Consider the following 13,420-nt stretch of genomic DNA (forward strand, 5'->3'; position numbering starts at 1 on the left):
CGCTCTTTTTGCTTTTTGAATTGCTTCGGAAAAGCTAGAAGTTCCGCTCGCCCGTTTCGCGCTTTCCCAGCATCACCGAACCCACCATGGCGGCCAGCAGCAGAATAGACGCCAACTCAAACGGCAGCGCGTAGTCGCGGAACAGCACCATACCCAGCTTATCCACCATGCCAATCTGCGAGTCGAACGTAGCCGCGTCGTAGCCGGCAGGGCTGATGTTACGCATAGCAGCCACCAGTATCAGCAGCAGCGAACCACCGGCGATGGCGGCCGCAAATTTGGCCAGGGCCGGCTTGTGCGGCTCAGTGTCCTCGTTCAGGTTCAGGAACATAATCACGAACAGGAACAGCACCATGATGGCCCCGGCGTACACAATGATGTTCACTACGGCCAGGAACTGCGCGTTTAGCAGCAGGTAGTGGCCCGAGAGCGTGAAGAACGTGAGGATGAGGAACAGAACGCTGTGCACCGGGTTTTTGGCCAGCACCACGCCCAATGCACTCAGCAGGGCCACGAATGAAATAAAGAGGAAGAGGGACATTGATTGTGAGGTAAGCTTTGGCTTGCCGTTCGTTAAGAGGGTCAGGTTTGAAGACGGCAAGCTAAAGCCTACCGCACGAAGCTACGCCAGTTGCGTGCGCAGCTTGTCGGCCTGCTCAGGCGTGAGCTGGATGCCGCGCTTCGAGCGATTATCCGGCGTCACGGGCTCCACCAGCCGGTCCTTGCCGTAGATGAACTCGTCGCGCTCGAAGCGTGGCGGGGCCATTTTGTCGGCTTGCAGGTACACGGCGGCTTTGGGGCAGGCTTCTTCGCACAGGCCGCAGAAGATGCAGCGCAGCATGTTAATTTCGTAGCTCACCGCGTACTTCTCCTCGCGGTAGAGGCCTTCTTCGCCCTTTTTGCGCTCGCCAGCTACCATCGTAATGGCTTCGGCGGGACAGGCCACGGCGCAGAGGCCGCAGGCCGTGCAGCGCTCGCGGCCGGCTTCGTCGCGCTTCAGCACGTGCAGGCCCCGGAAAACAGGGGAGAAGGGGCGCGTTTCTTCGGGGTAGCGGATGGTGACCTGCTTCTTGGTGGCCGCCCGGAAAAAGTGCTGCATCGTAATCGACAAGCCCTGGAAAATAGCCGGCAGGTAGGCCCGCTCGGCCAGGGTCATCGGCTTCTTTTCGAGAACTTTGGCGCGTTTGCTTAAGGATTCCATAAGTCGTTATTTAATTACGCCGAACGTAATCAGGCCGCCCGTGAGCAGGATGTTGAAAATGGCCAGCGGGATGAGGATGGTCCAGCCCAGGCGCATCAGCTGGTCGTAGCGGAAGCGCGGCAGCGTCCAGCGTACCCACATGAAGAAGAAAATAAAGGCGAAGATTTTGCCGAACAGGCCCAGCAGGCCCACAATGGTAATGATGTTCTGGGCCGTGACCAACTCCAGGCCCCGGCTCGATACCAGCCAGTCGCGCATTTCGTACTGGAACGGGAAGTTGAAGCCACCGAAGTATAGCACGCTCATCACGGCCGAAGCCACGAACACGTTGATATACTCGGCAAACAGGTACAGGCCCATTTTCATGGAGCTATACTCGGTGTGATAGCCGCCGATGAGCTCGGTTTCGCACTCGGGCAGGTCGAAGGGCGTGCGGTTGGTTTCAGCGAAGGCGCACACAATGAAAATCAGGAAGCCCAGCGGTTGCTTCATGATGTTCCAGTTGAAGATGTCGTGCCACACAAACGGCGCGGCCGACGACTGTTGCAGCGTGATTTCACGCAGCGACAGCGTGCCCGAAATCATCAGCACCGCAATCAGGGCCAAGCCCATGGCCAGCTCGTAGCTGATGTTCTGCGAAGCGGCCCGGATGGCGCCCAGCAGTGAAAACTTGTTGTTCGAAGCCCAGCCGCCAATCATGATGCCGTACACGCCCAGCGACACCATGCCGAACACGTAGAGCATGCCTACGTTGATTTCAATCCCTTGCAGATGCACGATGGTATCGCCGAACTGCAGGAAGTTGCCGAACGGAATCACCGCCGACGACATCAGAGCCGTGACCATGGCCAGGCAGGGCCCGAACACGAACAGCGCCCGGTTGGCCCCGGCCGGAAAGAATTCTTCCTTGGTGAAGAGCTTTACGGCATCGGCCAGCGGCTGCAGCAGGCCGAACGGACCGGCGCGGTCCGGGCCCACCCGGTCCTGCAGAAACGCGGCGATAACGCGCTCGGCGTAGGTGGAGTAGGTGGCAATCAGCAGCGAAACGCCGAATACCACCAGAACAACGAGGCCTTGCCAGCCCAGAGCGGGGAGAGTCATATTTGGAATTGTCTATTTCGTTGGAACGTCATGCAGAGCGCAGCGAAGCATCTTGCTCGGGGAAGTAAATAATTACTTTGCTCAACGAAGCGGGCAAGATGCTTCGCTGCGCTCTGCATGACGTTCTTCTATTGTCGTTCTACTGCTTAATTATTCAAACCACCCAGCCGCAATGGCGGGTTGCGTTCCAGCTCCCGCGTGGTGCTTTCGGGCAAATCCCGAATCACCTGCGGGTTCACCACTGGCAGCTCGTAGTGGTTTTGGGCAATCACCGAGGCACGGTTGATGTGCGCTGGGCCTTCCAGCGTCCAGTCCGACGTTTCCTTTTTATCGAAGCGGCAGGTGTTGCAAATCCACTCTTTCACTTCGCCGTATTCGTCCTTGCGGGCGGTTACGCGGAGTACGTCTTTGCCTTTGTACCAGAGGGTTACGCGACCTTCGCATTTGTCGGTCTGGCAGTCGCGGTGGGCGTTCACGGGCTTGGTGAACCACACGCGCTGCTTGAAGCGGAAGGTTTTATCGGTTAGCGCGCCCACCGGGCACACGTCGATGACGTTGCCGCTGAACTCGTTGTCGATGATGTTCTCGATGTAGGTGCCGATTTCCGAGGCATCGCCACGGCCCAGCACGCCGTGCACGCGCTCGGGCGTGAGCTGGTCGGCGGTGTACACGCAGCGGTAGCACAGGATGCAGCGCGTCATGTGCAACTGGATGAGCGGGCCGATGTCGATTTTCTCGAAGGTGCGGCGCTCTTCCTCGTAGCGGGTGGTGCTCAGGCCATGCTCGAAGGCGAAGTCTTGCAGGCTGCACTCGCCAGCTTGGTCGCACACCGGGCAGTCGAGCGGGTGGTTGATGAGCAGCATCTCCACAATGCCCTTACGCACGTCCATCACCTGCTCGTTGATGGTGTTTTCCACCACCATGCCGTCCTGCACCGTGGTGATGCACGAGGCCACCAGCTTGGGCATGGGACGCGGGTCTTTGGCCGAGCCGGCCGAAACCTTCACCAAACAGGCGCGGCACTTACCACCCGAGCCTTTCAGCGGGGTATAGTAGCACATGGCGGGCGGCACGATGCTGCCGCCAATCTGGCGGGCCGCGTTCATGATAGTGGTGCCATCGGCAACCTCTATTTCAATACCGTCGAACGTTATTTTAGCCATTTGATAGTTTTGTATTTAGGTCGTCATGCTGAGTATTCTGCGTATCAAGCAGCGTCGCAGCGAAGTCGAAGCATCTCTACCGGTTAAGTAATTCAATCGATTCAACGAAGCGGTAGAGATGCTTCGGCAAGCTCAGCATGACGTCCTTTTCTTCGTTCATTACCGCCTCTACGCCAGCACCGCCGCGCCGCGATAGGCCGCGCCGGGAGCAGTAGCTTCTTTGGGGTTGGTCACGTGCCACTCGAACTCGTGGCGGAAGTGGCGTACTGCAGCGGCTACCGGCCAGGCGGCCGCTTCGCCCAGCGGGCAAATGGTGTTGCCTTCAATCTGCTTGGCCACGCTCACCAGCAGGTCGATGTCGTGCATCGAGCCGTGGCCGTGCTCCAGGCGGTGCAGTACCTTTTCCATCCAGCCCGTGCCCTCGCGGCAGGGCGAGCACTGCCCGCAGCTCTCGTGGTGATAGAAGCGCGAGAAATTCCAGGTGTTCTTCACGATGCACGTGGTTTCATCCATCGCAATGAAGCCGCCGGAGCCCAACATGGTGCCCGTCACGAAGCCGCCGTCGCTCAATGACTCGTAGGTCATCAGGCGGTTTTCGCCGGCGGCGGTTTTCAGAATCAGCTCTTTGGGCAGAATCGGCACCGACGAGCCGCCCGCTACTACGGCCTTCAGGTCGCGGCCTTTCCAGATGCCGCCACAATACTCGTCGGAGTAGATGAATTCCTCTACCGGCAGGCCCAGCTCAATTTCGTAGATGCCGGGCTTGTTAAGGTGGCCGCAGGCCGAAATGAGCTTGGTGCCCGTGCTCCGGCCAATGCCGATTTTGGCGTACTCATCGCCGCCTTCGTTCACGATAACCGGCACGGCCGCAATGGTTTCCACATTGTTCACCACCGTAGGGCGGGCGTACAGCCCCTGCACGGCCGGGAATGGCGGCTTGTTGCGTGGGTTGCCGCGCTTGCCTTCCAGCGATTCGAGCAAGGCCGTTTCTTCGCCGCAGATGTAAGCACCGGCACCGGGGTGCACGTGCAAATCGAGCGAGTAGCCCGAGCCGAGGATATTCTCGCCCAGGAAACCGGCCGCGTAGGCTTCGGCAATAGCCTTTTCCAGGATGCGCAGCACGTACAATAGCTCACCACGGATGTATATATAGCTGGTGCGCGCGCCCAAGGCGTAGCTGCCCGTAATCATACCCTCGATGAGCAGGTGGGGCAGTTTCGTCATCAGCTGCCGGTCCTTGAAGGTGCCGGGCTCCGATTCGTCGGCGTTGCACACGAGGTAGCGCGGCACGCCCTCGGGCTTGGCCAGAAAGCCCCACTTCATGCCGGCGGGGAAGCCCGCACCGCCGCGCCCGCGCAGGCCCGACTTCTTCACTTCCTCGGTCACTTCGTCCGGGGTCATGGTTTTGAGCGCCTTTTCCACGGAGCGGTAGCCGCCGTGCTTGCGGTACACTTCAAAGGTGTTGATGCCTTCGACGTTAATATGTTCAGTTAATAGCTTGCGTCCCATAGCGGTAATTGCTTATTTATTGGGCTGATTGTCTTCCAGTCGCGTTATGCGGGCATCGTGCTGTTGCAGCAACTGGCGCACGTACATGCCTTCTTCCCGAAAGGCCGCGATGAGCATTTCCGTATTGCTGCGGCTTTCCTCAGTCAGGGTTTTGATAGAACCTGCTAACTGAACAATGGCGCTTTTTACTTCGCCCATTTCAACCTGCAGCTTGTCTACACTCACCTCCAGCTTTTCCACACTGTGGCTGAGATGCACCGTCACGGTTTGCAACTGCTTAATGTCGCCGCGCAATTCGTGCATCTCAATTAGAATCTCGGACACGACGAGCGGCAAATCCTGGTTTTGTTCGGCCATAATTCTAGTTGTTTTTAAGCGAATTAGGCAGGTCGTTTTCTTCCCACGACAGGATGGGCCGATGAATCTGCCCGCGCAGCTCGTTGAGCATGGCATCCACCGCTTCGGGCGTGTCGAGCTTTTCGTAATACTGCTCGCGCACCTGCACCACGGGGGCAAAGCCGCAGGCGGCCAGGCACTCCACTTCTTTCAGGGTGAAGTTGCCATCGGGCGAAGTACCGCCTACTTTGGCCCCGGTGATGCGCTCCAGATTAGCGGTCAGCTCGTCGGAGCCGCGCAGCATGCAGGGGCCCGTACGGCAGATTTCCAGGACGTGCTTGCCCACCAGCTTGAGGTTGTACATGGTGTAGAACGACGACACCTCGTATACCTCAATGGGCTTAATATTAAGTGTTTCTGCTACCAGGTCCTGCACCTCGGGGCTCACCCAGCCGCCGAACTCGGCCTGCGCGATGTGCAGAATCGGCAGCAGGGCCGACTTGCTCTTATCGGCCGGATAATGCGTGAGCAGGCGCTTGATTTCCGCCTGGGCGGCGGCAGAGAAGGTCGGTTTAGCGGGCGCGGTAGTCGGCTCCATATATCAATAGCAAAAACTAGGCGTCCAGTTCGCCGGCGATGACGTTCATGGACGAGAGAATAACAATGGCGTCGGAGAGCGTGGTGCCCACGGCCATTTCGGGGTACGCCTGGTAGTAGATAAAGCAGGGCCGGCGGAAGTGCAGGCGGTAGGGCGTGCGCCCGCCGTCCGACACCAGGTAGAAGCCCAGCTCGCCGTTGCCGCCTTCCACCGCGTGGTACACCTCGCCCACGGGGGCATCAATCTCGCCCATCACGATTTTGAAGTGGTAAATCAAGGCCTCCATGTTCTTGTACACGTCCGGCTTGTCGGGCAGGTAGTAGTGCGGCGCGTCGGCGTGGTAGGGGCCGTCGGGCAGGCGGTCGAGGGCCTGATTAATGATGCGCAGGCTCTGCCAGATTTCCTCATTGCGCACGATGAAACGGTCGTAGGTATCACCGTTGGTGCCCACCGGAATGTCGAACTCGAAGTCTTCATAGCTCGAATACGGGTTCATCACCCGCACGTCGTAGTCGACGCCGGCGGCCCGCAGATTGGGGCCGGTGAAGCCGTAGCTCAGGGCCTTTTCCGCCGAAATCGGGCCCACGTTTACCACGCGGTCCATGAAAATGCGATTGCGGTTGAACATGCTTTCGAACTCCTTCATCACCACCGGGAAGCTTTTCAGCCAGGCGCGGAGCTTGTCGATAGCCACGGGCGAGAGGTCGCGCTCCATGCCACCCACGCGGCCCATATTGGTGGTGAGGCGGGCCCCGCACACCTCCTCGTAGATTTCATAGACCTTCTCACGTTCCTGAAACAGGTAGAGAAAGCCCGTGAACGCGCCCGTATCCACGCCCAGAATAGAGTTACAGATGAGATGGTCGGTAATTCGGGCCAGCTCCATCATAATCACTCGGATGTATTGCGCGCGTTTCGGCACGGTCACACCGAGCATTTTTTCCACCGTCATATGCCAGCCCAGGTTGTTGATGGGCGACGAACAGTAGTTCATCCGGTCGGTGAGGGTGGTAATCTGGTAGAACGGCTTGCGTTCGGCCAGTTTCTCAAACGCCCGGTGGATGTAGCCGATGGTGGGCACGCCGGATACGATGCGCTCGCCATCCATTTGCAGGATGTTCTGGAAAATGCCGTGTGTGGCGGGGTGCGTCGGACCCAGGTTCAGCGTCGTCAGCTCCTGGCTGAAGTCGTTGAGAATGGGCATCAACTGGCCGGCTCGCTGGGCAGCGGCCTCTTCCTGAATCTTGTGGGTGCCTGCCAGGGCGTCGTTTACTGCCATTTTAGTTGGTGCCTGGTGCTTGATTTTTGGTGCTTGGTTTAGGGTAACTCGTGCTTGCTTGTCGGTTTAAATGTTGTTTGTACCAAGCACCAAGCACCAACAACTAAGTACCAAATAATTACCGGCCGAAAAACAGGTCGGTTTTGTCTTCGCGGGTACCATCTTCCACCGGGTACTGCTTGCGCATTGGGAAGTAATCCATGTCCTCCACGTTGAGGATGCGGATGAGGTTGGGGTGGCCGGTGAAGATGACGCCGTAGAAATCGTAGGCTTCGCGCTCCATCCAGTTGGCCGTGTTGTAGAGGTCGGTGAGGGTGGGTACCACCGGGTCGGCAACGGGGAAGAAGATTTTCAGGCGCAGCCGGATGTTCTTCGTCAGGCTGTGCAGGTGGTAAATCATGCCCAGCTCCTGGCTCGGGTTTTCGGGGTAGTTAATGCCGCACATCGTGGTCAGGAAGTGGAACTTCAACTCCTGGTCCTGCTGCAGGCCGGCAATGATTTCGTGGATGCGTTCGCGCGTGGTGGTTGCCGTGAGCAGACCGTAGGGCTCGTGCACATCGGTAAAAGTATCCGCGCCGAACAGGCGGGTGAGCAAGGCAAGCACCTGCGAATTCTGGGCCTTTATCGGGTCTTCGGCAACGGGCGCTTCGGGCGCGACGGCAGCATCTTGAGGAGTCATTTCGTTGTAGCTATTAGCTGTTAGCTGCTAGCTGTTAGCTTTTCATGTTCACCGGAAACCTGTCTGCTCAGAAAAAGCTAACAGCTAACCGCTAAGGGCTAACAGCTAATTTACTTGATGTTGTAGGATTCCAACAGGGCCTGATACTCAGGGGCGTTGCGGCGGCGCATGGATTCGTTGCGGGCCAGGTCCTGCACACGCATCAGCCCGTCGATGACCTGCTCGGGGCGGGGCGGGCAGCCGGGCACGTACACATCGACCGGGATGATGCGGTCGATGCCCTGCAGCACCGAGTAGGAGTCGAAAATTCCGCCCGAGCAGGCACAGGCACCCATGGCCAGCACCCAGCGGGGCTCAGCCATCTGCTCATATACCTGCTTCACGATGGGGGCCATTTTCTTGGCGATGGTGCCCATCACCATCAGCAAATCGGCCTGACGGGGCGAGAAGCTGGGGCGCTCGGAGCCAAAGCGGGAAATGTCGTAGTGCGAGCCCATGGTGGCCATGAATTCGATGCCGCAGCAGGACGTGGCGAAGGGCAGGGGCCAGAGCGAGTTGGCGCGGGCCATGCCCACCACCTTTTCCAGCGAGGTAGCAAAGAAGCCGGCGCCTTCCACGCCCTCGGGCGCTTCAACGGATTTAATTTCAGGAACTCGGTTATCAGCCATAGTTATAAGAGACAAGCAGATTAGGCAGCTTTCGACACTTGGGCGGGCCGGTTTTCTAACACCGGCGTGGCGGCGAAAGTTTGGGCCATTGGTGCTTCGTTCCAGCGCAAAATGCCCTTTTTGATGATGTAGAAGAAGCCGGCCAGCAGCAGCGCCATAAATACCAGCATCTCGATGAAGCCGGCGTGGCCCAAGGCGCGGAAGTTCACGGCCCACGGATACATGAAGATAACCTCGACGTCGAACAGCACGAACACAATGGCTGTCAGGAAGTACTTCACCGAAATAGGCGTCCGGGCGTTGCCCACCGACTCGATGCCGCACTCGAAGGAAGCATCCTTCACGGTGCTGTGGCGCTTGGGGCCTACCAGGTGCGAGACAATCATGGCGAAGGCCACAAAAGCCAGGGCCAGGCCAAATTGGATGAGTATCGGCAGGTAGTCGGACGGCTGATAACCGTTGACGGGCAGGGCTAGGTACATAGCGGTCAATTATATAGCAAGCAGGCCTCACGGGCGCTGAAGGGCAAAGGTAGCGCCCACGGGGTTGGGGCGCAATGTTGAGGCGACAACCGCTACGTGGACGGCCGGTTTGGGCCGGCGATGGCGGCCCGTTGGGGTTGCACCGGTCGGGAATATTCGGCGTATTGCTGGCTTTTGCTTGGATGTGCTTCCTTAATAGGGGCAAGCTGGGCACTATCCTTCCTCCCTATGTCTAATCCTGCTGATACTTCGGGTAACTTCATGGCGGCTAATACGGCCCTGGCAGAACGAGAGCACCAGCTTTCGGTCCTTTTCGATACCATTGTCGATGTCACGTTTGTGCTGAACGTGGAGGGCGAGGGGCGCTACCGGTTTGTGTTCGCTAATAAAGCGTTTGAGAAAACGACCGGCCAGCCGGTAGAGCAGGTAGTGGGCCGCTACGGGGGGATATTATTCCGGAACCCTCGCTCAGCCTGGTGCTCAGCAAGTACCGCGAAGCCATTGCCAGCATGGAACGTGTGGTGTGGCAGGAAACGACCGATTACCCCACCGGTCAGGTAACGGGCGAAGTGAGCGTAACGCCCGTGCCCGACGAAGACGGCCGCTGCTGCCAGCTGCTGGGCGTGGTGCACGACCTCACTAAGGAAAAGCAGGTGGAAAAGGCGTTGCGCATCAGCAACGAGCGGTTGGCCTACGCCCTGAAAGCCACTACCGATGCCATTTACGACTGGACCATCAGTGACGACTCATTGTATTGGGGTGAGGGGTTTGAAAATCTATTCGGCTACCAGCTAGCGCAGAATCCCATGCCCTTCAGCGAGTGGGCCGACTATGTGCATCCCGACGACAGCCCGCGCGTAGTGGCCGGCCTGCGGCACGCGGCTTTCGAAACCACAAATCTGTTTTGGCAGGAGGAATACCGGTTTCGGCGGGCCAACGGCACCTGGGCCGAGGTATTTGACCGGGGATACCTGCTGCGCGACGCGGCGGGCCGGGCCGTGCGCATGATGGGGGCCATGCAGGACATCACATCCCGCAAGCAGGCTGAAGGGTTTTCCAATTGCATCTGCACGTTTCAGTCGGCCCAGGAGGCGCTGGACAAGCTGGTGAGCAAAAAGCAGCGCGTGCCTCAGATAATATTCCTGGACCTGAACATGCCGATAATGGACGGCTGGCAGTTTTTGGATGCCTTGGCACCCTACCAGGATGCCCTGCGCGGGACCTGCCACATCTATATTCTCACCTCGTCGCTGGCCCTGAAGGACCTGGAGAAATCCAGGCATTACGACCTGGTGGCCGACCTGATTCATAAGCCGGTGGACAGCAAAGAAATCCGAGTCATTCAGTCGCTTTTTGAGTATGATGAGATTGTTGATGATGAGCCCTGCGACTGCTGAATGGGCGTAGAAAGGTATTCTAAAACACGAAAGCCGCTTCTGGTGCAGAAGTGGCTTTCGTGTTTTAGAATACGTGAGGAAACTGCTTCAAGATAAAAAAAACAGTTCCGGTGGCCAGCTTCTACAAGCCTTTGTCGCGGTTCAAGTCCTCCTTGGGCTCCGAGCCCAGGAAGGGGTAGTGGTAGTCCGTCACGGGCACGAAGGTTTCCTTGATGGCGCGGGGCGACACCCAGCGCAGCAGGTTCAGGATGGAGCCGGCCTTGTCGTTGGTGCCGGAGGCGCGGGCCCCGCCGAAGGGCTGCTGGCCGACTACGGCGCCGGTGGGCTTGTCGTTGATGTAGAAGTTGCCGGCGGCGTGGATGAGCTTCTTCGAGGCCAGGTCGATGGCGTACCGGTCCTGCGAGAAGATGGCGCCGGTGAGGGCGTAGGGCGAGGTCGAATCGACCAGCTCCAGCGCTTCTTCGAATTTGTCGGCGTCGTAGACGTACACCGTTACCACGGGGCCGAACAGCTCGTCGCACATCGTGATGTATTTAGGGTCTTTGGCCACGATGACGGTGGGCTCGATGAAGTAGCCTTTCGACTTGTCGTAGCCGCCGCCGGCGATGATTTCAGCGTTCGGGTCGGCTTTGGCACCGTCGAGGTATTTGGCGAGCTTATCGAAGGAACGCTCGTCGATAACGGCGTTGATGAAGTTGCCGAAGTCTTCCACATCGCCCATTTTGAAGGAGGCAAGGTCTTCCTTCACGTAGCCGAGAATTTCATCGGCTAGGTTGCTGGGGAGGTACACGCGGGAGGCAGCAGAGCATTTCTGGCCCTGGTACTCGAACGCGCCGCGCGAGATGCCCACGGCCACGGCTTTGGCGTGGGCCGAGGGGTGGGCGAGGATGAAGTCTTTGCCGCCGGTTTCGCCCACAATGCGGGGGTAGGACTTGTAGCTGGCAATGTTCTGGCCGATTTCCTGCCAGATGGTCTGGAACACCTTGGTGGAGCCGGTGAAGTGGATGCCGGCGAAATCGCGGTGCTTGAACACCACATCGCCCACCACGGGGCCATCGGCGTAAATCAGGTTGATGACGCCGGCGGGCACGCCCGCTTCCTCGAACAGCTCCATGAGGACCTGGGCCGAGTAGACCTGGGTATCGGCTGGTTTCCAGACTACCACGTTGCCCATCATGGCTACCGACGAGGGCAGGTTGGCGGCGATGGACGTGAAGTTGAATGGCGTGAGGGCGAACACGAAGCCTTCGAGGGGACGCTGCTCCAGGCGGTTCCACATGCCGGGCAGACTCTCGGGCTGCTGCTCGTACACCTGCCGCATGAAGTGCACGTTGAAGCGGAAAAAGTCAATCAGCTCGCAGGCGGCGTCGATTTCAGCCTGGAAGGCGTTCTTGCTCTGGGCCAGCATGGTGGCCGCGTTGATGCGGGCACGGTAGGGACCGGCCAGCAAATCGGCAGCTTTGAGGAAGATGGCGGCGCGGTGCTCCCAGGGCATTTCGGCCCAGGCGGTGCGGGCGGCCAGGGCCGCGTCGATGGCCTGCGTAACGTGGCTGGCGTCGCCGTAGTGGAAGTGGCCGAGGGTGCGCTGGTGGTCGTGCGGCGGGCTGATGCGCTTGAGGTTGCTGGTACGCACTTCCTCGCCGCCAATGTGCATGGGGATGTCCAACTCCAGGTTTTTCAGGCGCTGCAGCTCCTGCTGAAGCTCCAGCTTCTCTTTCGAGCCGGGCGCGTAGCCTTTGACGGGTTCGTTAATCGGGACGGGGACGTTGAAAAAGCCGTTGGCCATGGTGGGTTCGGGTTAGGTTGAAGGAGGGTTTGGGGTGGGATGGGGCAAAGGTAGAGGGAATCTGAAGTAGCCGCAGTCGCGTTAGAAACTTGAATTCTTACGTTTCCTTGACTCTGCTTCATAGAAGCGAACGGTAAAGTTCATTGTGGACCTTATCCCTTTACCACCTAGCAGCGCAGGAGCAAATCTTAGCGTTGATACTATCTGGTTGGCATCCTCAACAAGCAGGCTGTTGCTGGTATACTCAAGTTTTAAGCAGGTAGCACTGCCATCTTTATCCACGATTACTCGGTACATGACAGTGCCTGTTTTATCCTTACTACCAGTATAGTTGACTAATTTTTCCTTGCCGGAAGTCACTTTTGGAGGTACATCGAATAACATTAGCCCTACGTTGCCTTTGTCGATAAAGCTTTTCCAAAAACGGTCCTCTGCCGCATACAGCGAATCACAAGGAGATTGTGCATAGCAGCTAACAGATGCAGACATTATGCAAATAATGGGAAAGATAAACTGCTTCATAAAACTGCTGAAAGGATTATCCATTCAAAACTACATCTGCCCCAGCAGCTCACGCACCTGCCGCGTGAGGCCGTCGCGGGAACTGGTGTTGTGCAGGGTCGCGGCAAAGTTTGGGTAGTCGTCCATCGCAATTTCGCTGGGATGGTTGTCGTCGCGGGTGCCGTCGCCGCGCTGCTGGAGCGGGTCGCCTTCCACGCGCAGCATGAGGCCGCCACGGGCGCGGATGGGGTCGGCCTCGTTGGCGAAGCGGATGTCGGGTACGAGTATGAAGGCATCGGGTGGCAGGGCCGCGAAGAAGGCATCGACCCAGACCAGCGGCTCCCAGTCGCGCAGGGCCTGGCCTACTTGCTGGAGCATTTCGCCCCGCGTGCGGTGGAAGGTGGGCACCAGCTCGGCCTTGCCTTTCTGGGAATAATAGGGGGCCACATCCTCGCCCGAAAGGGCGGCGCAGACGGATTTGATGGAGTCGCCGAAGGAGCGGATTTGCCAGTTGCGCTCGGGTTGGAGCTGCTGAATGAGGCGGGCCACGGTGTCTTTGCCGCTGCCCCGGCGGCCGGAGAGGCCAATGAGGTGTACCATGGAATTGGTGGGAAACAGTAGAACCTCATGCCGAGCGCAGCCGAGGCATCTCGCTCGCATCGTTCAACGATTGAGTTACTGCGGCACGCGAGATGCCTCGACTACGCTCGGCATGACGTT

Annotated in this window: 15 protein-coding genes and 1 pseudogene; 2 read left to right on the forward strand and 14 right to left on the reverse strand. The window is 58.6% G+C overall.

The window, feature by feature from the left end; all coding sequences use genetic code 11:
- Nucleotides 1-34 precede the first annotated feature (34 nt).
- The 11 genes and pseudogenes from KQ659_RS03560 to KQ659_RS03610 form a co-directional block, all read right to left on the reverse strand.
- Complete coding sequence (locus KQ659_RS03560; RefSeq protein ID WP_168673539.1) at nt 35-541, reverse strand: NADH-quinone oxidoreductase subunit J family protein; 507 nt, start codon at nt 539-541, stop codon at nt 35-37.
- Nucleotides 542-622: 81 nt separating this feature from the next.
- A complete protein-coding gene (locus KQ659_RS03565) occupies nt 623-1,201 on the reverse strand; it encodes a NuoI/complex I 23 kDa subunit family protein (protein ID WP_168673540.1) in 579 nt (192 codons plus the stop codon).
- A gap of 6 nt (nt 1,202-1,207) precedes the next feature.
- On the reverse strand, nt 1,208-2,302 hold the full coding sequence (gene nuoH, locus KQ659_RS03570) for an NADH-quinone oxidoreductase subunit NuoH (protein ID WP_216690269.1): 1,095 nt from the start codon (nt 2,300-2,302) through the stop codon (nt 1,208-1,210).
- Nucleotides 2,303-2,448: 146 nt separating this feature from the next.
- Entirely contained in the window at nt 2,449-3,465 is a 1,017-nt protein-coding gene (locus KQ659_RS03575) for a 2Fe-2S iron-sulfur cluster-binding protein (RefSeq protein WP_226915665.1), read from the reverse strand.
- Between the two features lie 168 nt (nt 3,466-3,633).
- Nucleotides 3,634-4,974 carry an NADH-quinone oxidoreductase subunit NuoF gene (gene nuoF / locus KQ659_RS03580; RefSeq protein ID WP_168673543.1) on the reverse strand — a complete coding sequence of 447 codons (1,341 nt, stop codon included), beginning with the start codon at nt 4,972-4,974 and terminating at the stop codon, nt 3,634-3,636.
- 12 nt (nt 4,975-4,986) lie between these two features.
- A complete protein-coding gene (locus KQ659_RS03585; RefSeq protein ID WP_216690268.1) occupies nt 4,987-5,331 on the reverse strand; it encodes a hypothetical protein in 345 nt (114 codons plus the stop codon).
- A gap of 4 nt (nt 5,332-5,335) precedes the next feature.
- Nucleotides 5,336-5,908: an NADH-quinone oxidoreductase subunit NuoE family protein gene (locus tag KQ659_RS03590; protein WP_216690267.1), complete on the reverse strand. Its 573-nt coding sequence runs from the start codon at nt 5,906-5,908 to the stop codon at nt 5,336-5,338.
- Nucleotides 5,909-5,924: 16 nt separating this feature from the next.
- Complete coding sequence (locus KQ659_RS03595) at nt 5,925-7,112, reverse strand: NADH-quinone oxidoreductase subunit D (protein ID WP_226915852.1); 1,188 nt, start codon at nt 7,110-7,112, stop codon at nt 5,925-5,927.
- Between the two features lie 193 nt (nt 7,113-7,305).
- On the reverse strand, nt 7,306-7,866 hold the full coding sequence (locus KQ659_RS03600) for an NADH-quinone oxidoreductase subunit C (RefSeq protein WP_216690265.1): 561 nt from the start codon (nt 7,864-7,866) through the stop codon (nt 7,306-7,308).
- A gap of 110 nt (nt 7,867-7,976) precedes the next feature.
- Nucleotides 7,977-8,534, reverse strand: a complete 558-nt coding sequence (locus tag KQ659_RS03605; protein WP_226915664.1) for an NADH-quinone oxidoreductase subunit B — start codon at nt 8,532-8,534, stop codon at nt 7,977-7,979.
- A 101-nt stretch (nt 8,535-8,635) separates the two neighbouring features.
- Nucleotides 8,636-9,016 (reverse strand): annotated as a pseudogene (locus tag KQ659_RS03610) (NADH-quinone oxidoreductase subunit A); the annotation flags it as partial.
- A gap of 261 nt (nt 9,017-9,277) precedes the next feature.
- Here KQ659_RS03610 and KQ659_RS22010 point away from each other — a divergent pair.
- Together KQ659_RS22010 and KQ659_RS21755 are read left to right on the forward strand one after the other, a co-directional pair.
- On the forward strand, nt 9,278-9,577 hold the full coding sequence (locus KQ659_RS22010) for a PAS domain-containing protein (protein WP_408610788.1): 300 nt from the start codon (nt 9,278-9,280) through the stop codon (nt 9,575-9,577).
- Nucleotides 9,469-10,413 carry a PAS domain-containing protein gene (locus tag KQ659_RS21755; protein WP_226930087.1) on the forward strand — a complete coding sequence of 315 codons (945 nt, stop codon included), beginning with the start codon at nt 9,469-9,471 and terminating at the stop codon, nt 10,411-10,413. The genes KQ659_RS22010 and KQ659_RS21755 overlap by 109 nt, the downstream gene beginning before the upstream one ends.
- Nucleotides 10,414-10,534: 121 nt before the next feature.
- Here the strand turns inward: KQ659_RS21755 and pruA are convergent, their stop codons facing one another.
- The 3 genes from pruA to KQ659_RS03630 all read right to left on the reverse strand — a co-directional run bounded on the left by pruA (nt 10,535) and on the right by KQ659_RS03630 (nt 13,300).
- The gene (gene pruA / locus KQ659_RS03620; protein WP_216690262.1) at nt 10,535-12,199 is read right to left on the reverse strand and encodes an L-glutamate gamma-semialdehyde dehydrogenase; all 1,665 of its coding nucleotides are present in this window, start codon (nt 12,197-12,199) and stop codon (nt 10,535-10,537) included.
- An 81-nt stretch (nt 12,200-12,280) separates the two neighbouring features.
- Nucleotides 12,281-12,688: an energy transducer TonB gene (locus KQ659_RS03625; protein WP_216690261.1), complete on the reverse strand. Its 408-nt coding sequence runs from the start codon at nt 12,686-12,688 to the stop codon at nt 12,281-12,283.
- A gap of 63 nt (nt 12,689-12,751) precedes the next feature.
- Nucleotides 12,752-13,300, reverse strand: coding sequence for a hypothetical protein (locus tag KQ659_RS03630; protein WP_216690260.1), 549 nt, complete (start codon nt 13,298-13,300; stop codon nt 12,752-12,754).
- Nucleotides 13,301-13,420: the final 120 nt, after the last annotated feature.

The organism is Hymenobacter siberiensis (genome assembly GCF_018967865.2).
Classification (GTDB): Bacteria; Bacteroidota; Bacteroidia; order Cytophagales; family Hymenobacteraceae; genus Hymenobacter; species Hymenobacter siberiensis.

What these genes read in the sequence shown, in the direction of transcription:
- KQ659_RS03560 (WP_168673539.1), bottom strand. Translation starts at nt 541, where the DNA reads ATGTCCCTCTTCCTCTTTATTTCATTCGTGGCCCTGCTGAGTGCATTG.
- KQ659_RS03565 (WP_168673540.1), bottom strand. Translation starts at nt 1,201, where the DNA reads ATGGAATCCTTAAGCAAACGCGCCAAAGTTCTCGAAAAGAAGCCGATG.
- nuoH (WP_216690269.1), bottom strand. Translation starts at nt 2,302, where the DNA reads ATGACTCTCCCCGCTCTGGGCTGGCAAGGCCTCGTTGTTCTGGTGGTA.
- KQ659_RS03575 (WP_226915665.1), bottom strand. Translation starts at nt 3,465, where the DNA reads ATGGCTAAAATAACGTTCGACGGTATTGAAATAGAGGTTGCCGATGGC.
- nuoF (WP_168673543.1), bottom strand. Translation starts at nt 4,974, where the DNA reads ATGGGACGCAAGCTATTAACTGAACATATTAACGTCGAAGGCATCAAC.
- KQ659_RS03585 (WP_216690268.1), bottom strand. Translation starts at nt 5,331, where the DNA reads ATGGCCGAACAAAACCAGGATTTGCCGCTCGTCGTGTCCGAGATTCTA.
- KQ659_RS03590 (WP_216690267.1), bottom strand. Translation starts at nt 5,908, where the DNA reads ATGGAGCCGACTACCGCGCCCGCTAAACCGACCTTCTCTGCCGCCGCC.
- KQ659_RS03595 (WP_226915852.1), bottom strand. Translation starts at nt 7,112, where the DNA reads ATGCCCATTCTCAACGACTTCAGCCAGGAGCTGACGACGCTGAACCTG.
- KQ659_RS03600 (WP_216690265.1), bottom strand. Translation starts at nt 7,866, where the DNA reads ATGACTCCTCAAGATGCTGCCGTCGCGCCCGAAGCGCCCGTTGCCGAA.
- KQ659_RS03605 (WP_226915664.1), bottom strand. Translation starts at nt 8,534, where the DNA reads ATGGCTGATAACCGAGTTCCTGAAATTAAATCCGTTGAAGCGCCCGAG.
- KQ659_RS22010 (WP_408610788.1), top strand. Translation starts at nt 9,278, where the DNA reads ATGGCGGCTAATACGGCCCTGGCAGAACGAGAGCACCAGCTTTCGGTC.
- pruA (WP_216690262.1), bottom strand. Translation starts at nt 12,199, where the DNA reads ATGGCCAACGGCTTTTTCAACGTCCCCGTCCCGATTAACGAACCCGTC.
- KQ659_RS03625 (WP_216690261.1), bottom strand. Translation starts at nt 12,688, where the DNA reads ATGTCTGCATCTGTTAGCTGCTATGCACAATCTCCTTGTGATTCGCTG.
- KQ659_RS03630 (WP_216690260.1), bottom strand. Translation starts at nt 13,300, where the DNA reads ATGGTACACCTCATTGGCCTCTCCGGCCGCCGGGGCAGCGGCAAAGAC.